At 68.6% G+C, this 20867-nt stretch carries 21 protein-coding genes; 3 read left to right on the forward strand and 18 right to left on the reverse strand.

Features of this window, described 5'->3' with window-relative positions; all coding sequences use genetic code 11:
• Positions 1-136: 136 nt before the first annotated feature.
• From ACCD06_RS14755 to ACCD06_RS14765, 3 genes are all read right to left on the reverse strand, one after another.
• A complete protein-coding gene (locus ACCD06_RS14755) occupies positions 137-1393 on the reverse strand; it encodes an EAL domain-containing protein (protein ID WP_413341498.1) in 1257 nt (418 codons plus the stop codon).
• A gap of 117 nt (positions 1394-1510) precedes the next feature.
• On the reverse strand, positions 1511-2584 hold the full coding sequence (locus ACCD06_RS14760; RefSeq protein ID WP_109075945.1) for a quinone-dependent dihydroorotate dehydrogenase: 1074 nt from the start codon (positions 2582-2584) through the stop codon (positions 1511-1513).
• On the reverse strand, positions 2581-2955 hold the full coding sequence (locus ACCD06_RS14765) for a DUF952 domain-containing protein (RefSeq protein ID WP_109075944.1): 375 nt from the start codon (positions 2953-2955) through the stop codon (positions 2581-2583). The genes ACCD06_RS14760 and ACCD06_RS14765 overlap by 4 nt, the downstream gene beginning before the upstream one ends.
• Positions 2956-3267: 312 nt before the next feature.
• On the opposite strand from ACCD06_RS14765, the gene ACCD06_RS14770 reads away from it, so the two are divergent.
• Entirely contained in the window at positions 3268-3486 is a 219-nt protein-coding gene (locus tag ACCD06_RS14770; RefSeq protein ID WP_109075943.1) for a hypothetical protein, read from the forward strand.
• A gap of 26 nt (positions 3487-3512) precedes the next feature.
• Here ACCD06_RS14770 and ACCD06_RS14775 read toward each other — a convergent pair whose 3' ends face one another.
• The 10 genes from ACCD06_RS14775 to ACCD06_RS14820 all read right to left on the reverse strand — a co-directional run bounded on the left by ACCD06_RS14775 (position 3513) and on the right by ACCD06_RS14820 (position 13440).
• Entirely contained in the window at positions 3513-3833 is a 321-nt protein-coding gene (locus ACCD06_RS14775; protein ID WP_109075942.1) for a hypothetical protein, read from the reverse strand.
• Positions 3834-4004: 171 nt separating this feature from the next.
• Positions 4005-5531 (reverse strand): phage terminase large subunit, encoded by a 1527-nt coding sequence (gene terL / locus ACCD06_RS14780; RefSeq protein ID WP_109075941.1) that lies wholly within the window; start codon positions 5529-5531, stop codon positions 4005-4007.
• Positions 5528-7558 (reverse strand): glycosyl hydrolase family 28-related protein, encoded by a 2031-nt coding sequence (locus ACCD06_RS14785; protein WP_109075940.1) that lies wholly within the window; start codon positions 7556-7558, stop codon positions 5528-5530. Before ACCD06_RS14785 ends, terL begins: the two co-directional genes overlap by 4 nt.
• A 187-nt stretch (positions 7559-7745) precedes the next feature.
• The gene (locus ACCD06_RS14790; RefSeq protein WP_413341501.1) at positions 7746-8561 is read right to left on the reverse strand and encodes a hypothetical protein; all 816 of its coding nucleotides are present in this window, start codon (positions 8559-8561) and stop codon (positions 7746-7748) included.
• On the reverse strand, positions 8561-10456 hold the full coding sequence (locus ACCD06_RS14795; RefSeq protein ID WP_109075958.1) for a hypothetical protein: 1896 nt from the start codon (positions 10454-10456) through the stop codon (positions 8561-8563). The genes ACCD06_RS14790 and ACCD06_RS14795 overlap by 1 nt, the downstream gene beginning before the upstream one ends.
• Before the next feature lie 13 nt (positions 10457-10469).
• Complete coding sequence (locus tag ACCD06_RS14800; protein WP_109075938.1) at positions 10470-11039, reverse strand: hypothetical protein; 570 nt, start codon at positions 11037-11039, stop codon at positions 10470-10472.
• Between the two features lie 78 nt (positions 11040-11117).
• A complete protein-coding gene (locus ACCD06_RS14805; RefSeq protein WP_413341503.1) occupies positions 11118-11390 on the reverse strand; it encodes a hypothetical protein in 273 nt (90 codons plus the stop codon).
• 62 nt (positions 11391-11452) lie between these two features.
• Positions 11453-12271, reverse strand: a complete 819-nt coding sequence (locus tag ACCD06_RS14810; protein ID WP_109075936.1) for a phage capsid protein — start codon at positions 12269-12271, stop codon at positions 11453-11455.
• Between the two features lie 501 nt (positions 12272-12772).
• On the reverse strand, positions 12773-12997 hold the full coding sequence (locus ACCD06_RS14815; protein ID WP_109152216.1) for a hypothetical protein: 225 nt from the start codon (positions 12995-12997) through the stop codon (positions 12773-12775).
• Positions 12994-13440, reverse strand: coding sequence for a Fur family transcriptional regulator (locus ACCD06_RS14820; RefSeq protein WP_149197905.1), 447 nt, complete (start codon positions 13438-13440; stop codon positions 12994-12996). The genes ACCD06_RS14815 and ACCD06_RS14820 overlap by 4 nt, the downstream gene beginning before the upstream one ends.
• A gap of 141 nt (positions 13441-13581) precedes the next feature.
• On the opposite strand from ACCD06_RS14820, the gene ACCD06_RS14825 reads away from it, so the two are divergent.
• A complete protein-coding gene (locus ACCD06_RS14825; protein WP_413341506.1) occupies positions 13582-14145 on the forward strand; it encodes a superoxide dismutase family protein in 564 nt (187 codons plus the stop codon).
• 319 nt (positions 14146-14464) lie between these two features.
• Positions 14465-15970 (forward strand): DEAD/DEAH box helicase, encoded by a 1506-nt coding sequence (locus ACCD06_RS14830; protein WP_109075933.1) that lies wholly within the window; start codon positions 14465-14467, stop codon positions 15968-15970.
• A gap of 78 nt (positions 15971-16048) precedes the next feature.
• On the opposite strand, the gene gstA is transcribed toward ACCD06_RS14830, so the two are convergent.
• The 5 genes from gstA to ACCD06_RS14855 form a co-directional block, all read right to left on the reverse strand.
• Positions 16049-16663: a glutathione transferase GstA gene (gstA, locus tag ACCD06_RS14835; protein WP_413341508.1), complete on the reverse strand. Its 615-nt coding sequence runs from the start codon at positions 16661-16663 to the stop codon at positions 16049-16051.
• Between the two features lie 80 nt (positions 16664-16743).
• Positions 16744-17568 (reverse strand): acyl-ACP desaturase, encoded by an 825-nt coding sequence (locus ACCD06_RS14840; RefSeq protein ID WP_413341510.1) that lies wholly within the window; start codon positions 17566-17568, stop codon positions 16744-16746.
• 273 nt (positions 17569-17841) lie between these two features.
• A complete protein-coding gene (locus tag ACCD06_RS14845) occupies positions 17842-18258 on the reverse strand; it encodes a F0F1 ATP synthase subunit epsilon (RefSeq protein WP_109075930.1) in 417 nt (138 codons plus the stop codon).
• A gap of 145 nt (positions 18259-18403) precedes the next feature.
• A complete protein-coding gene (atpD, locus tag ACCD06_RS14850; protein ID WP_109075929.1) occupies positions 18404-19825 on the reverse strand; it encodes a F0F1 ATP synthase subunit beta in 1422 nt (473 codons plus the stop codon).
• 86 nt (positions 19826-19911) lie between these two features.
• Positions 19912-20799, reverse strand: coding sequence for a F0F1 ATP synthase subunit gamma (locus ACCD06_RS14855; RefSeq protein ID WP_109075928.1), 888 nt, complete (start codon positions 20797-20799; stop codon positions 19912-19914).
• Between the last annotated feature and the right edge of the window lie 68 nt (positions 20800-20867).

Raw genomic sequence — 20867 nt, forward strand, 5'->3', positions numbered from 1 at the left:
CGCGAAATTTCCATCGCCGCGTGGGGGAATGTCAAGCGCGGTGGCGGAAATCAAGGGGAGCGCGGCTCAAGCACTTGCCCCCACCCCAACCCTCCCCCGCCCAGCGGGGGAGGATAGGTGGGGGTCTTACGCCGCCTCACTCCGGCTTCCGGCTCAGCCGCGGTTCGCCGAACAGGTAGCCCTGGCCGAAGTCGAAGCCGGTGTCGAGCACCTCGACCAGCTGGTTCTCCGTCTCGATCTTCTCGACGATCAGGTCGATGCCTTCGGCGGCGCAGCGGTGGCGCAGCTCGCGGATGCGCGCGGCATTGGCGGGGTCGAGCACCAGGGCGCGGTCCAGCTTGATGCAGCGGAACTCGTGGCGCAGCAGCCGGTCCAGGTCGATGGCGAGGTCCGTCACCTGATCCATCGAGAAGCGGAAGCCCAGCCGCGCCAGCTGCGACAGGATGCCCATCGTCACCGCCCCGCCGGCGCGCAGATCCTGCTGGCTCAACTCGAACACCAGTTTCGGCACCAGGGCGTGGTTCTGCGCCATCATGTTCAGGAATTGGCGCATGAACTCCGCATCGGCCAGCGTCGCGGCGGAGATGTTGGCGAAGAATCCGATGGCGTGCTGGCGCCGCTCCGTCTCGCGGATCAGCTGAACGCAGCGGACCAGTAGCAGGTTGTCGATGGTGGCGATCAGCCCCTCGCGCTCGGCGATGTCGAGATAGCGGTCGGGCATGATCTGCTGCCCGTCGGCGGCCCGCACGCGCGAGAATACCTCGTAGAAGCGGTGCTTGCGCTGCGGCAGGCTGACGATGGGCTGGAGATAGACGTCGATGCGGTCGGCCTTCAGCGCGTCGCGCACCGCCTCCAGCACCGCGGCGTCGTCCATCGGCGCCGCCGGCGCGGCCTGAGAAGTGGCGGACGGGGCCGGCGCGGGACGGCGCTCGGCACTTGCGGCCGGCGGACGCGGAGCGCGCCGTTCGGTCAGGCGGGAGACCAGCGACTGCAGAAGCTTCACCTCCTGCATCACCGCGTCGTAGCGGACGCCACCGTCGGGCTGGGCGCCGGGATCGGCCGCCAGCCGCTGTTCCAGCAGATGGGCCAACTCCTCCACCCGGTCGTTCAGGCGGGCGATACGGCGGGCGGCCTTGCGTTCGCGCTCCAGCCGCGTCACCACGTCATGGACCAGGGCACCCGCCAGCACCACCAGCGCGCCGGCCAGCCACGCCACCAGCGGATCGGCCTCCGGACGCAGCGCCCACAGCGCCGCACCGGCCGAAACCCCGGCGATCAGATAGGCCAGCGCATAGACGAGGTGCGTCAGCAGGGTCATCGCGGGAACCAGGGTGAAGGGAACGGCCGCGGATGAGGCGGTTCCGGGGCGGAGGTCGGCGGTCAGGGCCTTCACGGGTGCGCAGCCTCTGGCAGGAGCATGACACGGAACCGTGGCGGGCTCCTCACTGTCGGGGCACCCGCTTGACGATCCGTTAATGCTACGCTCCTGCCCGCCGCATCCTGCGGACCCTCAGCGGTGATCCGCCCCCACCGCCTCGGCGACCGAGCGGAAGCCGTCGCGACGCAGCAGCTCCGCCAGTTCGCGGCGGATGCGGTGGACCACCGCCGGCCCGGCATAGACCATCGCCGAATAGAGCTGCACCAGCGAGGCGCCGGCGCGGATCTTGGCATAGGCGTCTTCGCCGGTCGCGACACCGCCCACGCCGACGATCGGCAGCTTGCCGCCGGTCAGCGCGTAGATCTCGCGCAGGACGGAGGTGGAGGCTTCGAACAGCGGCGCGCCGGACAGGCCGCCGGCCTCGCTGCGCATCGCCGCCGGGATGCTGTCGGGCCGGGCGATGGTGGTGTTGGAGACGATCAGCCCGTCGATGCCGCTCTCCAGCGCCACCGCGGCGATGTCGCTCTTGTCCTCAACCGTCAGATCAGGGGCGATCTTCAGCAGCAGCGGCGGGTTGCGGCTCAGGCCGCAGGCGGCCCGCGCCTCCAGCACCCGCTCCAGCAGGGCGCGTAGCGGGTCGCGGCCCTGCAGCGCGCGCAGTCCCGGCGTGTTGGGGGAGGAGACGTTGACGACCAGATAGTCGGTCAGCGGCGCCAGCCGGCGCACGCCGATCACGTAATCGTCGGCGGCATCCACCGTGTCCTTATTCTTGCCCAGATTGGCGCCGACGATGCCGGGCGCGCGCTTGCCGGAGTCACGGCGGCGTTCCAGCCGCTGGGCGAAGGCCTCCAGCCCCTCGTTGTTGAAGCCCATGCGGTTGATGACCGCCCGCTGCTCCACCAGCCGGAACAGGCGGGGGCGCGGGTTGCCGGGCTGGGGCCGCGGGGTGACGCTGCCGGGTTCGACGAAACCGAAGCCCAGGTTCAGCATGGCGTCGACCACCTCGGCATTCTTGTCGAAGCCGGCAGCCAGCCCGACCGGGTTGGTGAAGTCCAGCCCCCAGACGCGGGTGTGCAGCGCCGGTTCGTCCTTGCCGCGGGCCGGCGGGACCAGTCCGGACTTCAACGCCTTGATGGTCAGGCCATGCGCGGTCTCGGGGTCGAAGCGGAACAGCAGCGGCCCGGCAAGCGGATAGAGGTCGATCACGGAACGAGGTCCTGAAGGGTGAAGGGAAAGCCGGCCGGGAAGACATGGCGCCCGTCCGGCCCCAGCGGCAGCGGATCGACGCGCAGCACGGCATCCACCGGCAGCGGCCCATAGAGATGCGGGAACAGCTGCCCGCCGCGCGACGGCTCCCAGCGCAGGGCGTCGCCAAGCCGGTCGGCGTCCACCGTCAACAGCAGCAGGCCGTCCTGGCCGGCGCGGTGCTTTGCGGCGCTCTCCACCACCTGCGCGGCGGTCGAGAAATGGATGAAGCCGTCCCGGGCATCCTGGGACGAGCCGGGATAGCGGCCGGCCGGGCGGGCGGCGTCCCACTCGTCCGCGCGGCACATGTGATGAATGATACGGTCGGTCATGACGGTGGGACACTAACGCAACGCGCGGTCACCGGCCAGAGACCTCGAAGCCGCATGCTGCGGCCGGCAAGCGCCGGCACAACGCAAGATCGACTCCCCGAATGCAATTCCGCACGCTTCGCGCGTTGCATTTTGCAAAGCACACTCGAAACTATTCGGCATTTTGCGGGTATTTTTGAAATTCGGCGGCGGCCTTCCCCGCCGGATCGGTCGCTTCGCGCTCTCAACCTCCACGATTCCCTGACTTCAGGCCGTTCGCACCGGTTGGCATTGCTTTTGCTGTGACAGTTCCAAGTCAACGGAGGACCCGCCATGAACGCGATTTCCATGAGCCTGATGAAGAAGACCCAGCCCTGCGACGCGGAACTGGGCGGCTCGGTCACCGCCATGGGCGCACTGTGCGAACCGGGTCAGACCGCGGTCCCGCTGAAGCCGAGCGCCACCATGCTGGCTGCCGGCGCGCGGGCCGGCGGCGTGTCGGTCGAGGTCGCCTGGAAGATCTACCAGACGATGATCCACCACGCCGACTGAGCCGGCCCGCAAGGTCAAGGCCCCGGTCAGCGCCGCCCGCCCTCGAACGGCATGAAGCCCGAATCGAGCTTGGTCTCGATCCGCAGCAGATGGTCGGTCAGGCGTTGTTCCACGTCCTTGAGCGTCGCGAAGGAGACATAGGTCTTCGCGACCTCCAGCTTATAGGCGGCAAGGCTCTCGCGCACCTGCGCCTGGGCCTCCTCGGCCCGGCTGCGCAGATCGTCCAGCGCGCTGTCCGCATCCTTGCGCACCCGCGCGATCAGCCAGAACAGCCCGCCCATCGCCGGCAGCTCGACGGCGGTGATCCACCAGGCGAGATCCAGGCCTCCAGTCAGGGCATCATGCATCGGGGTCTCCCGTTCGTGTGGTGTGGGGATGTCGAAAGCAAAAATCTTCTCGGCTGCCTGCCCTTGAAGCCGGAACTCCGCCCAACCGACCGCTATCCGCGCGAAGGCGGGGATGACGGTCGAGAGGACGGGATGCAGACTTCCACTTCAGAGAGCGGGCGACCGCCACCCTCAAAGCTCCCAATCCGCCTCCGCCATCACCGCACCCGCACCGCGCCAGTCGGCGCGGTGGTCTGCCGGGGCGGTGCTGCGATCGAAGCGGTGGGGTTCGGCGCCCAGGCAGCCGGCAACCGCGTCCAGCCCGTCGTCGGGACCGCGATAGCGGCCGTCCGGGCGCCAGTCGCGCATCTCGCGGATAAACGACGTTTCCCAGACCTGCCGGTGGGCCAGAAGGCGGCGGTCGGCCAGCAGCGCGTCGAAGGCTTCCAAAATGCGCCGGACCTTGGGCGTGTGGCTGAACTCCTCCACCACCCCGGCGGCCAGCCGGTCATTGCGCAGCCGTTCGCGCAGCAGTCCGGGCAGGAAGCGGCCGATGCCGTTGATCTCGATGTGGACCGCCGGCAGATGGTTGTCGGCCAGAAAACGGGAGACCTGCCGGCATTGCTGGTCGGCCTCCGTCTCCGGCGCCTTGGGATCGACGGCGAGATACCGCACCCGGTGCAGATAGAGGCGCTTGTCCTCCCCGGCGAAGACCGCGGCGACCACGCTGCCGTCACCGCTCTTCACCCTGCCGTCCCCCTCCCCCGCTGGCCGGGCGAAGGCCGGGTCCCACCAGCAGGTGGCGGAGACCAGCTTCACCCCGTCCAGCGTCAGCACCGCGCGGCCCAGCGCCTCGCGATACTCCAACTCCGCCTCGTAACGGCCGAGCTTTTCGACGTCCAGCACCCCGTCGGCGACGCTGACCGGGCGCAGCAGCATCTGGCTGGTGAATTTGTTCGGACCGGTGGATTTGCGGATGCGGGCGACATGCGCCTCGCCGAAGCGCTCCTTCCAGGTGTAGGTGCGCTTGCCCTGCTCATCCTCGGTGTAGACCGGCAGGGCCAGCCGCTCGAACCCATCCAGGAAAGGCGGGCTGCCGTCGTCGGTTTCCTCGGCATAGAGGCTGTCCTGCGCATGCGGTGTGCCGACGTAAAGCTGCGCTCCGCCCGGCACCAGCACATACTCCAGCTCCGACAGACGCTCGCGCAATGCTGCGCGCTTCACCGCTGTGTCGGCGTTGCGCGGCACCTCCACGTCGTCGCAGATCACCACGTCGGCGCGGCTGCCGGTGATGTTGCCGCCGATCCCCGCCGCCGCCATCGACGGGTCGCGCAACTCCATCGGCCGCACCACGGTGAAACGGTCGGCCGCCCACTGGTCGCGCTCCTTGCTCGGCGGCTTCAGATGGCTGCAGCCGGGATGGCGTTCCAGGATGCGCTTGACGTTGCGCACCATCTTCATCGCCAGCTTCAGGTCGGCGGCCAGCACCAGCAGCCGGCGGTTGGGATCGCGCAGCAGCAGCCAGGCCGCGAACAGCCCGACCAGCGTCGATTTTCCCGACCCGCGAAAGGCCATCAGCAGCATCCGCCGGTTCGGCCCGGCCATGTGCTCCTCCAGCCAGCCGGCCATCTCCGCATGGTGGGCGGGGGTCTTCAGCTCCACCATGGCGTTCCAGCCATCGACGAAGCCGAAAAAGCTGTCGTCGTCCTTTCCCGTCATGGATTCCGCCCCAGGATGTGCCAGCCGGCGCCGTTGGACATCGCCGTCACCGCGTGGCCCTGCGCGGTCAGCGCGATGGCCTCGCTGTCCGGTCCGCCGCCACCAACCTGGGTGACGGTGACGCGGTTGCCGCCGGTATCGGACTTCTTGACGGTGACTGTCCGCCCGACCGCATGGGGGGCCGACGGCGCCGGCAGCCGCACCTCCACCGCCCCGCTCCAGGCGCTGACCAGATAGAGCTGCTGGTTCAGGTCCGGCTCGAACAGGCCGGGGGTGTCGTGATAATGGGCGTTGCCCGGCTGGCTGTTGCCGGCGACGATCCACCAGCCCGCCCCGTTCGACACCAGCGTGACGAAGTCATACCGGTTGCCGAGCGACAGCGTCCGCCCGTCCGGCCCCGGCCCGCCAAGCTCGGTCACCGTCAGCGGGTTGACCGACGCATCGGTGCGCTTGATCGTCACCGCATGGCCGTTGGCATCCCCGGCCTTGGGTAGACGCAACTCCACCGCCCCGCCATAGGCGCTGGCCAGATAGACCGAACTGCTCAGGTCCAGCGCCACCACCCCGCCCGTGGCCGGCTCCACATACTCGGTGTCGTAACGCAACGCCTCCACCACCAGTTCGGTGACGCGGCTGCGCTGAAACCGGTTCTTCTCCGGATAGCCGGCATTGACCGCCGTATACTGCCCGCCCGACCGGTCGAGGATCGCCGGCCCGGCGGCGGCGGAGAACAGGTTGACGATCGCCGTCTCCACCGACCCGGCATCCAGTTGCAGGTTCGGCAGGGCGCCCAGCGATTCGGCGTAGAAATTCACGATCAGCGTCTTGTCGGTGACGGCGCCGACACGGAAGCAGGCCTCCGCCTGCCGCCACAGATTGGCCTCGCAGTCGAAGAAGGCGTTGTTGAAGCGCCCCTGTTCGACGAAGAAACCGCAGCCGCTCATCGGCGCCGACAGCGAATAGACCCGCACGGCGTGGAAGCGGTTGGCGTTCGGCGTGTCGCCCGCCCCCGTCCGCGTCAGCCACACCCCGTGCCGCGACGGCCGCGCCACCAGCACGCGGGCGATGTTGTTCCAGTAGCAAGGCAGGTTCGGATCAATGTAGCCGTCGAAGACCAGCCCCACCTCCGGCTCCCACAGGGTCAGGTCGGTCAGGCTGTTCTGCACGCAAGGCCCGTCGCGCCCGAACAGCCGCACCCCCGCCTTGCCCTGCTCCAGCCGCAGGCCCGACAGGGTGGCGTAGCCGTCCGGCAGATGGATCAGATCGAAGCCGTTGGACGCGCCACGGATCACCGACGCCTGCCCCACCCCGTACAGCGTCCGCCCATAACCGAGCGTCAGCGTGTTGGCGATGCGGTAGGTTCCCGGCGGCACGAACACCGCGCGGGCCGAGGTCAGCGCCGTCTGCAGGGCCAGCGTGTCATCGACCAGCCCGTCGCCCACCGCGCCGAAATCCTTCACCGACGCGAGGTCGGCCAGCTTGTCGCGCACCGGCCGGGCGGTGGCCCCGGCACCCGGCGGCACATAGGTCGCCAGCGCCTCCTCGTCCACCGGCGGGCGGATTGTCGGATTGCCGGCGCTGTCGAAGGCCAGCAGCTTGCCCTGGCGCAAGGCCCGCTCCGGCAACAGCGGCGAAGCCGGCAGGTCGCTGTCGCCATAGCGCAGCATCAGCTCCTGGTCGCCCGCCACCTGCTGCAGCATCGCCGTCAGCCGGTCCAGCTCGCCATTGAGGGCGGAGGCCGGCAGCGGCCCGCTTTCGCCGAAGTCGCTGCGCCGTTCGATCGGCAGCCGGCGGCGCAGCAGCACGACGGTCCCCTCCGCCGGCGCCGTGGCGAAGGTCACCGCCCCGCCCGCGCCGGCGCCCGCCCCGCCGACAGCATAGCCGGTGCTCTGCAGCGCAGCGCCCAGGAAGACCTGCAGATCCGCGTCGGCGAAGATCGGGAACGGGTAGGTGAAGACCCGCTGCATACCGTCGGCGAGATACTGCACGCGCGGGGTCCCGCGCGGGATGAGAAGCGACGTGGACATCGGGGGTCTCCAAAAGAAAATGCCCTCTCCCGCCCCGGGAGAGGGAGGGGACCCGCCGCACAGCGGTGGGGAGGGTGAGGGGGAATACAAGAATCCCGAACCGCATGGTTCCTTGGATCACCCCTCACCCTTCCCAAGCTCCGCTTGGGCCCCTTCCCTCTCCCGGGACGGGAGAGGGAGCCGTCCCTCAGAAGAACTTGCTCATGTATTCCAGCCGCTGACGGTCGGCGAGTTGCGACAACTCCAGCAGGTTGCGGCGCTTGGCCTCGTCCAGGCTCTGCTGGATGGCGGCGCGCTTCAACTGGTCGGTCGCCTTGGCGTCCTTGCGCTCGGTCTCGCTGGAGTTGGTCAGGCCCAGCAGGATCGCCTCGCCGGAGCCGTCCTGCGCGGTGACGCCGCGCGCGCCCAGCCCGGCGCGGGTCTTGCTGACCGCCTGCCGCAACGCCGCCAGGCGGCGCTGTTCGGCGGCGTCCGCCGCCGCGGTCAGCTGCGCCAGCTGGGTTTGCGCGTCAGTTTCCTTGGCGCGGACCGCCTCCTCCTGGCTGGCGCGCAACTGGGCCAAAGTCTGTTCCTGGGACGAGCGGTAATCGTCCATTTCCTTCGCCCGCGCCGCAGCCGCAGCCGCAGCGGCGGCCTCATCCTTCTGGCGCTGCAGCTCCTCCTCCCGTTGCCGCAACTCGGCGTCATGGCTCCACTGGCGGGCCTGCGCCTCGGCCTCCAGCTGGGCCTGCTGCTGGCGGGCGGCGGCGGCGGCCTGGGCGCTGCGTTCCGCCGCCGCCGCTTCCTCGCGGTATTTCTGCTCCAGCGCAGCCTGGGCGGCGGCGGCCTGCACCGCGTCCTGCTGGCGCTTGTACTCAAGCTCGGCAGCGGCTTGCTGGGCGGCTTGCTGGGCGGCCTGTTGCGCGGCGGCGCCGGACTGGCCGGCACTGGCATTGCGCACGGTGCCGATGACGGAGTTCGCCAGCGGCAGCGCCGTGGTCACGAGGGGAGTGATTCCACCCATCAGTCATTCACCTTCAATTCCATGGTCACGGAAAGCAGCGTGAAGGGCAGCGGCGCATCCTGCTCGATGCGCCACAGCGGGACGTCGGTGTCATGGCGCCAGCCGAGCGCCCGCAACCGGCGGTCGCCGGACACGCGCGGCGGCACCCCGCCGGCCGGTTGCGGCCCCAGGCGGTGAAGCGGAAGTTCCTGCAACCCGCGCCCCAGATCGACGCGCAGCGCCGCCGTCTCCTCCAGCCGGAAGGTGACGGCGACCAGCCGGACGATGTCGGCCCCGGTCGCCTGCCCCAGCAGGTTGGGTGGCAGCGGCTCGACCCGGTGGGTGTAGGGCAGCCCGATCTCCACCTTGCGCGCCGGCGGGTCCAGCGTGACGCTGCCGGCCTGCACCGTGGCGGGGTTGCGGATCACTCCATCGGCGACGATGGCGACCGTCCGCCCCTCCAGATGCGCCAGCCCACCCCACACGGCGGTTGCCTCACCCCTTTCGCCGGTGATCGCCGCGTCGAGGTTCAGCGCGTCGTCGAACCGCTCGACGGTCCAGACGCCGCGCCGCTCGACCAGCGCATAGACCTCGTCCCCCACCGCGGCGACGGAGCGCACCGCCCCGTCGGTCTCCAGCAGGGTCCAGGCGGTGACGTCCTCCGCCCGGTAGGCGGTCAGCGCCCCCAGCGAGCCGTCCTCCATCGCCACGAACAGCAGCCGGCGGTTCTGGTCGTAATCCTGGTCGCGCGGGCTGGACACCAGATGGCGGGCCAACAGCGCCAGATCGTTGGCCTGATAGGCCGCTTCGGTGTCGGTATAGAGGAACTCGCGGATTTCGCGCCGGTTGCGCGGCACGAACAGCGTCGCCCCCTCCACATCGCGCGGCGGGATGGCGCGGTCCATCGGCGAGCCGATGCGCGTCTGCCGGTTGACCTGCATGCTCTGCGGGGTCAGCGGGTCGCCGGTCACCATATATTCGGCGCCGGAGGTGAAGACCTGCAGATGCCGGCCGGAGAAGACGGCGCGCACCGCGTTGACCTGATCGGACAGGATGCCGAACTCGATGGCCTGATCGTCCAGCCCCTCGCCCAGGTCGAAGTTCCAGATCTGGGCGGAGCGCGACAGCCACAGCCGGTTGGGCAGGTCGCGCGACCCGCCGATCACCAGCCGGTCCTGATGGAAGGCCGCCGACACCGGCCAGCCGCGCAATGCCGAGAAGGCCTGCTCCTCCCATTGCGTCGTCGGCTGGGTGTCGGCCAATGCCTCCTTGACCGTCGCGTTGACCTGCGTTGCCGACACCACGCCGGTCACCTGCAACTGCTTGCCTTTGATGCGGATGCGGGTGTCATCATGGCGGGGGTCGAACACCGGGGCCGACGCGGTGACGCTGATCGCCCCGCTGGTGCCGGACGGCGTCACCGTCACCGCCGGATCACCGAAGCGGTGGAAGGGCGTGCGCAGCAACTCCCCCTCGACGGCGAAGGCCCACTCCGCCAGCGTCCACCCGCCATTGTCGCCGCGCGTCAGCTTGCGCGGCGGCAGGTCGGGATGGCAGACCAGCAGCGTGTCGGCGCTCTGCGTCCAGGTGATCTGCGCCAGTTGCGTCAACGTCCAGGGCGCGGCAACCGAGGCCAGCTTGGTCCCGCCCTGGAACACGTCGATCCAGCCGTCGGTGAAGACCAGCAGATAGGTCTGCTCGGCATTGCGCTCGAACGCCACCAGCCGGCCGTCGCCACGGGCCAGTGCCGTGAAGGCAAGCCCCGACCGCCGGGTCACCCCGCCGGTCGGGTCGATGAACAGGTTGCGCAGGGCCAGCGCGCCGTTGTCATAGGCCTTGAGATCGCCGCGCCCGAGCAGGCGGCGCGACACCTCGCCGGCGGTGAAGTTGGTCTTGACCTGATGCAGCCGTCCCATCACGCCCTCCCCATCATGCCCGCGCATCGATCAGGGTGAAGTCCTCGAAGCCGGGCTGACTGTCCTGCTGGGCGTCGATCTGGCGGGCGCGGCGGAACTCGCTTTCGGCCAGTTGGGCCAGCAACTCCGCCCGCGTCGAGCTTTCGGTCAGCGGGATACAGAACTCGGAGGCGAGCCGGGCGATCAGCGCCTGATCGAAGAAGGCGGGAAACTCCTCCTCCGCCGGGCGGCCGATGTAGGACAGGGTGACGGCGCCGGCATCGCACAGCAGCGTCCGGCCAACGATGCGATAGGACAGGCCGCGCCCACGCCCGCCCCCGCCAGCCCCCAACGCCCGCAGGAAATCGGCCGGCAGCTGGAAGGCGCAGGCATAATCGGCGACCGGCGGCTCGGCCAGCCGCGGCAGCGTCGCCTGCATGCTGGCGAAGCTCCAGGCATTGGCCGACAACAGCGCGTCGCGCGTCGGTGCATAGAGGGCGGCGGCGACCTCCGCCTCGGCGGAGCCGTCCTCGAAGGAAGCGATGGCGGTGGCGCCGAGCTTGATCAGCGCCCGGCCGCACAGGCCGATGGCGGTCAGGGCCATGACGGGTCTCCCTTTCCAGGGTTCCGGAAAGGCGCAGCCCTCTATGGTCGAGGTGCGGCGCCTCTCCCCTTCGGCGGATCAGTCGCTGTTGGCGCTGCCGAACGGCGTCAGGTTGGCGACGTCCACCGCCCCATTGGCGCTGGCCGCCACCACCAGCACGCCGGTGGCCGGCGTGGCGGCGCCGACCGCACAGTTGGCCAGCAGCATATCGCCAACCCGCAGCAGGTCGGCCGCGCCGTTGAAATAGCCGGCGGTGTCGACGTCGGTCGCCGCGTCGTGCGTGGTGTAGTGCCAGAGCGTGAAGCCGTTCGCATAGGCGAGCACGCTCAAATCCTTGGACGCATAGGCCATGGATCGAAGTCTCCGGATTTTTGTGAGGGATGCGGAAGAGAGGAGGGATCACCCTCCCCCGCTCAGCTCTCCAGGCAGCGCAGGGTGACCACGCCGGTGGTGTCGATCAGCGCGGCGCCCTGGCTCATCATGTTGTTGACGAAATGCGCCGCGCGGTCACCGTGCCAGGTGATGTCGGTCTTCACGTCGGCGCCCGCCGCATGGCCGACCGCCGTCTTGTGGTACCAGTGGCAGAGCCGGACACCGCCGTTCAGCGTCAGGCCGGAATGCGGCAGCCACAGCGTGCCGAGCCAGCGCTTGGCCTGGGTGCCGCGCCAGGGCAGCTCGTCGGTGCCGACATAGTCGGAGCTGGCGAACTCCTCGATGCCCAGCAGCTGGCTCCACTGCTTCCAGCCGACGACGGCATAGCGCTGGCCGTCGTCCGGCACGTCGGCCTCGCCCATCATCTCGAAGGCGGCCAGGATCTTCGCCTTGGTCAGCCCGTCGGCGGCGCTGCCGGCATAATTGACGGACTTGTTCAGCTCGGCGATCAGCAGCTCGTCGGTCTTGCGGCCGAGCGCATAGGCGCCGGCATTGGCGATGATCTGGCGCTCGTCGATGTTGGTCTTCAGCTCGTCCAGCCGGTCGACCCAATCACCGGCATAAAAATCGTACAGCGCGCATTCCACCGGCGTGTGGTCCAGGTTCATCACCGGAACCGCGCCGTGCCGCGACTTGGTGGAGGCGGCGCCCTTCCCCACCTTCTGGAAGACGGTGGAGGCGCCCTGCACGTTGTTCTTGCTGCGCACCGTGTTGCGCAGCTTGGAGCCCATGCGCTGATAGGCCTCGTGGACCTCGCGCTCGAACTGCTTGACGAAAGCCTGGGCGATGCTGGTCGACATGGGGAAATTTTCCTTTCGCGTTCCTGCGGCTCCCGCTCGGGTGACGGCGGGAGGGATCGTTCCGCCATCCGGTTGTCGGGATGCGTGCGGGACGCAGCGCCGGCCGCGGGCGAAACGCGAAAACGAAAAGGGCCGGCCGGACCTTCGAGTGTCCGGCCGGCCCTTTTCGGACCGAAGCGAGGGGGGAGCTTTGGTGCTGTCGGGCGACCGGTCCGAGGGGCGGACCCATCGCCTTGACAGGATTGGTTCTAGGATTTTATGCGGTATTGGTCAAGGACTATTTTCATATATGCGCTGACTGACGAATGCCCCCACCCTGACCCTCCCCCGCTGGGCGGGGGAGGGGATTGGAGCTTTGTCGGCGTTCAGCGGCAGTCCCTCCCCCGTCCAGCTCTCGCACAAAGCTTCGCTTTGTGCTGACGCGACAGGCGGACCGTAGGTCCGCTGTGAGCGGGGAAGGTTAGGTGGGGGCATTCGTCAGCCGACACTCGCCCACCCCCCTCAATGCCGAACCGGCCCCGCCACCCAATGACTGACGATGGTCTCCGCCTGGGCCGGCGGGATCTCCGGATGGTGATAGCGATAGACCGTCACCGCCGCCTCCAGCGCATAGCGTTCCGGCTGGCCGCAGCGGCACAGGCCGGAGTAGCAGCGCTGCACCGCATCGCGGCAGGCGATGGCGTCGGCGATGGGCTGATCGGCCTCGAAGAAACGGGGATCGGTCATGGACGCTCCTCCTCATCCCGGGCGTCGTCACCGGCGTCGTCCAGCGGCACGCCGTAGATCTCCAGCCGGTGGCCGACGATCTTGTAGCCGAGTTCGTGGGCGATCCGCTCCTTCATCGCCTCCAGCTCCGGACTGGCGAATTCGATGATCCGACCGGTGCGGGTGTCGATCAGGTGGTGGTGGTGGTCGGCCGTCGCCTCTTCGTAGCGCGCACGCCCGTCGCCCAGATCGACGCGCTCGATCACCTGCGCGTCCTCCAGCAGACGCATGGTGCGGTAGACGGTGGCGATGGAGATGCGCGGATCGATCTGCACGGCGCGGCGATGCACCTCCTCGACGTCGGGATGGTCGTCCGCCTCCGACAACACCTGGGAGATGACACGGCGCTGCCCGGTCATCTTCAGCCCCTTCTCCATGCACAACGCTTCCAGACGCGACGTCATAACCCCAACCCTGGTCTTTGCTTGCCGATACCCCCATCATACTGAAAACCGTTCGCAATCCCAGAGCGGTTTCGCAGCGACGCGAAGTCGCGACCCCGCCGGCCGCTCACCCGCGCCGGCCAATATGGAGGACCCACCGGAATGTCGTGCACCCCGCCCCGCCATCTGCGTCTTGCCCCGGCCCTGCTGTTCGCCGGCCTGTCGCTGGCAGCCGCTCCGGCACTGGCCCAGCAGTCCGCCCCGGCCGCCCCGGCGCCCGCTCCCGCCGCCCAGGCCGCCATCGCCGATGCCCAGGGCAAGCCGCTGGGCACCGTCACCTTCACCAAGTTCCCGCACGGCATCCTGGTGCATGGCCAGTTGGAAGGGCTGCCGCCGGGCTGGCACGGCATCCACATCCATGAGAACGGCGCCTGCACCCCCGATTTCAAGGCGGCCGGCGGCCATTTCGGCGCCCAGGGCTCCAAGCACGGTCTCGAATCCGAGCACATGCATTACGGCGAGCTTCCCAACATCTGGGCCAACGAGGCCGGCAAGGCCGGGTTCGAGGCGATCACCCACATGGTCAGCCTGACCGACGGTGCCGATGGCCTGTTCAAGCAGGGCGGCACCTCGATCATCATCCACGCCCAGCCCGACGATTACCTCAGCCAGCCGGCCGGCAATTCCGGCGACCGCCTCGCCTGCGGCATCATCAAGAAGCCGTAAGCGCCGACGGACGGCTCCGGGGCGCGACCATATGCCGCAGGATTGTGACGCCGGCTCGCGCCCCCTCTCCTCCCGTCCAGCCTCCGCTTGATCCTCCCGAATCGGCAGGCGCACCCCTGCCGCGCAACGAGTTTGCTTGCCAAATCAAGCCACCGGCCCTATCTGTCCGGGGTCGGACGGCGCCCGGCGCCGCGCAGGACTTGCGCTCGCCTGATCGCCCGCCGCCCGACGGCTCCGCGCCAACCCGCCGCGGAGCGCGCAAGCCCGGCCGCTCCCTCCTGGCGCGGCCCCCATTCTGGTGACCAGGACCATCGCTTCCATGACCGAATTTTCCGGCCTCGGCCTGATCGAGCCTCTTCTGCGCGCCGTCGCGGAGGAGGGATACTCCACGGCCACGCCGATCCAGGCCGGCGCCATCCCGCTTCTGCTGGCCGGCCGCGACGTGCTGGGCCTCGCCCAGACCGGCACCGGCAAGACCGCCGCCTTCACGCTGCCGATGCTGCAGCGGCTGTTCCAGAACAAGAAGCGCGTGGCCGCCAAGTCGCCGCGCGCCCTGATCCTGACCCCGACGCGTGAACTGGCGCTGCAGATCGGCGACAGCTTCACCACCTACGGCCGCCATCTGCCGATTCGCCGCACCGTCATCCATGGCGGCGTCGGCCAGAGCCCGCAGGTCGCCGCCATCGCCCGCGGGACGGAGGTGCTGATCGCCACCCCCGGCCGCCTGCTCGACCTGATGGCGCAGAACCACGTCAATCTCGGCGGCATCGAGCTGTTCGTGCTGGACGAGGCCGACCGCATGCTCGACATGGGCTTCATCCGCGACGTGCGGAAGGTGGTGGCGGTGCTGCCGAAGGAACGGCAGACCCTGCTGTTCTCCGCCACCATGCCCGACGCGGTGGTCGACCTTGCGAACAGCATCCTGACTGATGCCGAGCGCATCGAGGTGACGCCGCAGTCGACGACGGTGGAGCGCATCAACCAGCGCGTCCTCTTCGTCGAGCGCAGCGACAAGCGCCGTCTGCTGGCCGACCTGCTGGAAGACAGCGCGATGGCCCGTACCATCGTCTTCGCCCGCACCAAGCATGGCGCCGACCGCATCGCCGACCATCTGAAGAAGGCCGGCATCGCCGCCGACGCCATCCATGGCGACAAGTCGCAGTCGGCCCGCGTCCGCGCGCTGGAAAGCTTCCGCGCCGGCGAATTGCGGGCGCTGGTGGCCACCGACATCGCCGCGCGCGGCATCGACATCGATGGCATCAGCCACGTCATCAACTTCGACCTGCCGAACGAGCCGGAGAGCTACGTCCACCGCATCGGCCGCACCGCGCGCGCCGGCACCGACGGCAGCGCGGTGTCCTTCTGCGACCATGAAGAGGTCGGCTATCTGAAGGACATCGAGAAGACGATCCGTCAGCCGATCCCGTCCGACACCACCCATCCCTACCACGCGGTGGACGTGGCGCAGATCCACGCCTCGTCCAAGCCGCCGCCCCGCCCCAAGGCGCCGGGCAGCAACCGCAACCAGAACAACCGCAACCAGCAGCAGGCCCGCCCGGCGAACGCGGCGCCGAAGGCAGCCCCGAAGGCGGCGCAGCAGCCTGCCAAGGCTCCGCAGGCTGCCAAGACCCCGCAGAAGCCCGGCAAGCCGGCCGGTGCGCCGCGTCCGGACGCCGCCCGCAACGACCAGAACCGCCACGACCGCCGCCCGGCTCCGCATGCCGTGTCGCACGGCAACAGCCAGGGCAACGGCAAGCAGGCACCGCGCGCCGCCGGTACCCCCGGCGGCAACACCCCGCTGCGCCGCAAGCCCAGCGCCGCCTGATCCGCGCGACGCCGACAAAGAAAAAAGGCCCCGCCTCACCGAGACGGGGCCTTCTTTTTTATTCCGACCGGCCGGCCGTCAGCCTTGGGCTTCGGCGGCGTGCGCCGCCTGCACCGCCGGACGGGCGGCGACGCGCTCGGCGAAGGCCGTCAGGTTCGGCCAGGGCGACAGGTCGAAGCTGATGCGCGGCATCCAGCTCAGCACCGTATAGGCATAGGCGTCGGCGACGGTGAAGACCTCGCCGGTCAGATAGGCCTTGTCCTCCAACTGCTGGTTCAACACCGACAGCTTGGCCCCCAGCACCTTGGCGGCGAAGTCGCGATAGCTGTCAGGCACCACCTCCTTCAGCATCGGGAACAGCGGGACGACGCCCTTGTGCAGTTCCGACCCGATGAAGTTCAGCAGTTCCTGCACGCGGTAGCGCTCCATCGTGCCGGCCGCCGGGACCAGACCGCTGTCCGGCACCTTGTCGGCGATGTACTGCACGATCACGGCACCCTCGGTCAGGATGCCGCCCTCGTCGAGCGCCAGCGTCGGCACCTGGCCCTTCGGGTTCACCGCACGGAAATCGCTGCCGTCGGCCAGCGTCTTGGTGACGAGATCGACCTTGACCAGATCGAAGGGCAGCCCGGCCTCGCGCAGGACGATGTGCGGCGACAGCGAGCAGGCGCCGGGCTTGTAATAGAGCTTCATGTCTCCGAGACCCTCTTTGGGTGGTTTACGCCGTCATGGCTACCCCAAAGAGGCCGGAACCGCCAGCGTCGCGGCGGGGGTCAGACCGCCTGCGCCGCCAGCTTTCTGGCCTGACGGTCGATGAACCACCATGCCCCGCGTGAGGCGACGCTGCACAGCCGGGTGTGCGGCTTCAGCCCACAAGCCTTGAACACCATAGCGATGGCGCGGTCGACATGCTTGCGGCGATAGCGGCCGAAGGCGCGGCGCTTGTAGGCGGCGTTGTAGAGCTTGTGCTCGTACGGGGCGTCGGCCGGGGCATTGGCGGCGTAGTAGGCATAGGCCAGCTCGTCGTCCTCCGACTCGCCGATGCGCGACAGCGCCACCTTCAGCCGCTGCACCTTGTTCAGCCCTTCGCGATCCAGATACTTCTTGGCGTAGGTGTAGAAGATCTTGTAGTGGCGCAGCTCGTCGGCGGCGATGTTGCGGCAGATCTCCTTCAGCACCGGCTCGTCGGTCGAATCACCGATGGCGGCGTAGTAGGAGCTGGTGCCGGTCTCCACCATGCAGCGGGCGATCATCTCGCCGGTGCGCGAGCCGCGGACCGAGGCGTCGAGGTCGATCGGCACGCGGTAGCCGGCGCGGAAGCGCTCGACCGCCGCGCGGAAATCGAAGGTTGGATCGACCAGCTCGGCCCAGCGGCCCAGCGCCTCGCCATGCTGGACCTCCTCGATCGCCCAGCCGCGGGCGGCCTCCTGGAACTCCGGATCGTCCTTGAAGACGTTGCACAGATAGGCTGTGTAATCGTCGGCGTTGAATTCCACCAGGGCCGCCGCCTTGATCAGCGGGACCAGATCGGAATCGATCTTGCCGGCGTCGAAACGGTCCCAGGGAAGCTCGTCGATCCGCCAATGCGCACGCGCCATGTCCGCTCTACCGCCTCGTTCGGGGCCGCGCTGCCGTTGCGGCCGGTTCATATCGGGAAAGGGTCCGTCGCTCCCATGTCCCCGCCTTTATGCCGTTGGGTACGGCGGGGTTCACGGTTCAGGCCTTCGAATGTAATCGCTCTTTTTCGCCATGCAACCAAGTCGCAACGCGAACGGGCGGCCTGGATGCCCAAGCCGCCCGTTTGACCGAAGGGATATATGCCGTTGGCTCCAGGATCCCGCACAGACGGGAACCGGGCCAACGGCCTCCGCTCAGTGAGCGGAGGTCTGGGTCAGCGCGTCCAGCTTGGCGCGCGCGACGGCCAGCTTGGACTCGGCGGCAGCGCGCTCGGCGTCCGACTTGCTGTCGTCCACGTCCTCGGACAGATCCTTGATCTGCTTCTCGACCGTGGCGCGGTCCAGGTCGGTCAGCGCCACCGCTTCCTCGGCCAGCACGGTGCAGCGGGCCTCGGTGACCTCGGCGAAGCCGCCGGCGACGAAGACGCGGTCGACCACGCGGTCGCCCTCATAGACGTCGATGACACCCGGACGCACGGTCGAGATCATCGGCGAATGACCGGCGAGCACGCCGAAATCGCCTTCCGAACCCGGCACCACGACCATGTCCACGGGCTGCGACTTCAGCAGCTTTTCCGGCGAGACCAGCTCGAATTCGACTTTATCGGCCATGGGTTTCCTGGTGCCTCTTCATAGGAACCCCCTCCCCCGATGACGGGGGGAGGGGGTGTGCTGATGTCGATTTCCGCCCGGCTTTCTCAGGCCCCTTCACGAGGCCGATGGAGCCGGGTCGGAATGCCGCAATCCCGGATGGGGATCAGGCGGCGGCCAGCTTCTTGGCCTTGGCGATCGCCTCGTCGATGGTGCCGACCATGTAGAAGGCGGCCTCCGGCAGGTGATCGTAGTCGCCGTTCACGATGCCCTTGAAGCCCTTGATGGTGTCTTCCAGGCTGACCAGCACGCCCGGCGTGCCGGTGAACACCTCGGCGACGTGGAACGGCTGCGACAGGAAGCGCTGGATCTTGCGGGCGCGGGCCACGACCAGCTTGTCCTCTTCCGACAGCTCGTCCATGCCCAGGATGGCGATGATGTCCTGCAGCGACTTGTAGGTCTGCAGAACCTTCTGGACCGAACGGGCGACCTGGTAGTGCTCCTCACCGACGACGCGCGGGTCGAGGATGCGGCTGGTCGAGTCGAGCGGGTCCACGGCCGGGAAGATGGCCATTTCGGCGATCGAGCGCGACAGCACCGTGGTGGCGTCCAGGTGGGCGAAGGAGGCGGCCGGGGCCGGGTCGGTCAGATCGTCGGCGGGCACGTAAATGGCCTGCACCGAGGTGATCGAACCCTTCTTCGTCGAGGTGATGCGCTCCTGCAGGGCGCCCATGTCGGTGCCCAGCGTCGGCTGGTAACCCACCGCCGACGGGATGCGGCCCAGCAGAGCCGACACTTCCGAACCGGCCTGCGTGAAGCGGAAGATGTTGTCCACGAAGAACAGCACGTCCTGGCCTTCCTCGTCGCGGAAGTATTCCGCGAGCGTCAGGCCGCTCAGCGCGACGCGGGCGCGGGCGCCCGGCGGCTCGTTCATCTGGCCGTACACCAGGGCCACCTTGGAACCCGGGCCGTCGAGCTTGATGACGCCCGACTCGATCATCTCGTGGTAGAGGTCGTTGCCCTCACGGGTACGCTCGCCCACGCCGGCGAACACCGACACGCCGCCGTGCGCCTTGGCGACGTTGTTGATCAGCTCCATGATCGTCACGGTCTTGCCGACGCCGGCGCCGCCGAACAGGCCGATCTTGCCGCCCTTGGCGTAGGGAGCCAGCAGGTCGATGACCTTGATGCCGGTGATCAGCACTTCGGCGTCCGTCGACTGGTCGACGAAGTCCGGAGCCTGACGGTGGATCGGCAGCGAGCGGGCGGCGTTGACCGCGCCGCGCTCGTCGATCGGCTCGCCGATGACGTTGATGATGCGGCCCAGGGTCTCAGGGCCGACCGGCACGGCGATCGGGGCGCCGGTGTCCGACACCTCGGCGCCACGCACCAGACCGTCGGTGCTGTCCATGGCGATGGTGCGGACCGTGCTCTCGCCCAGGTGCTGCGCCACTTCCAGAACGAGGGTCTTGCCGTCGTTCTGGGTGTGCAGCGCGTTCAGGATCGCCGGCAGGTCGCCGTCGAACTGCACGTCCACGACGGCGCCCGTGACCTGCGTGATCTTGCCGACAGAATTGGTGGTGGCCATGGAGTAAAGCTCCCTAGGAACTCGGTAAGTGTCGGTATGCCGTCGCCGGCGCAAATAGGCTGGACGCTACGTGTCGGATGCGGCCGTTACAGGGCCTCGGCACCGGAGATGATCTCGATCAGCTCCTTGGTGATGTAGGCCTGGCGCGTCCGGTTGTAGGTGATCGTCAGCTTGTTGATCATGTCGCCGGCGTTGCGCGTCGCATTGTCCATCGCGGTCATCCGGGCGCCCTGTTCGGACGCGGCGCTCTCCAGGAGGGCGCGGTAGATCTGGATGGACAGGTTGCGCGGCAGCAGTTCGGCGAGGATCTGCTCCTCGTCCGGCTCGAACTCGTACATCGCCTTGGCTTCCGCGCCGGCGGCCTCGGCGGCCTCGGTGGCGACGGCGAAGGGGATGAGCTGCTGAACCGTGACGACCTGCGAGATCGCCGACTTGAACTTGTTGAAGATGACCGAGCAGACGTCGAACTCGCCGGCGTCGAACATCGACAGCACCTTCGTCGCCACCATGTCGGCGTCGCTGAAGCCGAGCCGGCGGCGGCCGACATCCTCGTAGCTCTCGACGATCAGGGAGGCGAACTCGCGCTTCAGCTGGTCGCGGCCCTTGCGGCCGACGGTCAGCAGCTTCACGGTCTTGCCCTCGCCCTGCAGGCGGACGATCTGGCGCTTGGCCTCGCGGACGATGGAGCCGTTGAAGGCGCCGCACAGACCGCGGTCGGAGCTGATGACAACCAGCAGATGCACCTGATCGGCGCCCGTTCCGGTCATCAGCTTCGGGCCGTTGCCGCTGTCCTGCACGTTGGCGGCCAGGGAGGACAGCATGCGGCCCATACGCTCCGCGTAGGGACCGCTGGCTTCCGCCTGCTCCTGAGCGCGGCGCAGCTTGGAAGCCGCGACCATCTTCATGGCCGAGGTGATCTTGCGCGTCGACTGGACGCTCGCGATCCGGTTCTTTAGGTCCTTGAGGTTAGGCATGCCGGCCCTTCAATTCCGCTCGAGGTCGTTCCGTGCCCGTCTCTACAAGACGGTGGGGGGCGGTTTCC

It is taken from the genome of Azospirillum sp. CT11-132 (assembly GCF_047302835.1).
In the GTDB taxonomy this organism is placed as follows: domain Bacteria; phylum Pseudomonadota; class Alphaproteobacteria; order Azospirillales; family Azospirillaceae; genus Azospirillum.

Coding starts and splice junctions, on each gene's coding strand:
- ACCD06_RS14800 (WP_109075938.1), bottom strand. CDS start 11,039: ATGGCCCTGACCGCCATCGGCCTGTGCGGCCGGGCGCTGATCAAGCTC.
- ACCD06_RS14795 (WP_109075958.1), bottom strand. CDS start 10,456: ATGGGACGGCTGCATCAGGTCAAGACCAACTTCACCGCCGGCGAGGTG.
- gstA (WP_413341508.1), bottom strand. CDS start 16,663: ATGAAGCTCTATTACAAGCCCGGCGCCTGCTCGCTGTCGCCGCACATC.
- ACCD06_RS14855 (WP_109075928.1), bottom strand. CDS start 20,799: ATGCCTAACCTCAAGGACCTAAAGAACCGGATCGCGAGCGTCCAGTCG.
- ACCD06_RS14845 (WP_109075930.1), bottom strand. CDS start 18,258: ATGGCCGATAAAGTCGAATTCGAGCTGGTCTCGCCGGAAAAGCTGCTG.
- ACCD06_RS14830 (WP_109075933.1), top strand. CDS start 14,465: ATGACCGAATTTTCCGGCCTCGGCCTGATCGAGCCTCTTCTGCGCGCC.
- ACCD06_RS14810 (WP_109075936.1), bottom strand. CDS start 12,271: ATGTCGACCAGCATCGCCCAGGCTTTCGTCAAGCAGTTCGAGCGCGAG.
- terL (WP_109075941.1), bottom strand. CDS start 5,531: ATGACGGGAAAGGACGACGACAGCTTTTTCGGCTTCGTCGATGGCTGG.
- ACCD06_RS14805 (WP_413341503.1), bottom strand. CDS start 11,390: ATGGCCTATGCGTCCAAGGATTTGAGCGTGCTCGCCTATGCGAACGGC.
- ACCD06_RS14825 (WP_413341506.1), top strand. CDS start 13,582: ATGTCGTGCACCCCGCCCCGCCATCTGCGTCTTGCCCCGGCCCTGCTG.
- atpD (WP_109075929.1), bottom strand. CDS start 19,825: ATGGCCACCACCAATTCTGTCGGCAAGATCACGCAGGTCACGGGCGCC.
- ACCD06_RS14770 (WP_109075943.1), top strand. CDS start 3,268: ATGAACGCGATTTCCATGAGCCTGATGAAGAAGACCCAGCCCTGCGAC.
- ACCD06_RS14765 (WP_109075944.1), bottom strand. CDS start 2,955: ATGACCGACCGTATCATTCATCACATGTGCCGCGCGGACGAGTGGGAC.
- ACCD06_RS14785 (WP_109075940.1), bottom strand. CDS start 7,558: ATGTCCACGTCGCTTCTCATCCCGCGCGGGACCCCGCGCGTGCAGTAT.
- ACCD06_RS14820 (WP_149197905.1), bottom strand. CDS start 13,440: ATGACGTCGCGTCTGGAAGCGTTGTGCATGGAGAAGGGGCTGAAGATG.
- ACCD06_RS14840 (WP_413341510.1), bottom strand. CDS start 17,568: ATGGCGCGTGCGCATTGGCGGATCGACGAGCTTCCCTGGGACCGTTTC.
- ACCD06_RS14815 (WP_109152216.1), bottom strand. CDS start 12,997: ATGACCGATCCCCGTTTCTTCGAGGCCGATCAGCCCATCGCCGACGCC.
- ACCD06_RS14775 (WP_109075942.1), bottom strand. CDS start 3,833: ATGCATGATGCCCTGACTGGAGGCCTGGATCTCGCCTGGTGGATCACC.
- ACCD06_RS14790 (WP_413341501.1), bottom strand. CDS start 8,561: ATGGGTGGAATCACTCCCCTCGTGACCACGGCGCTGCCGCTGGCGAAC.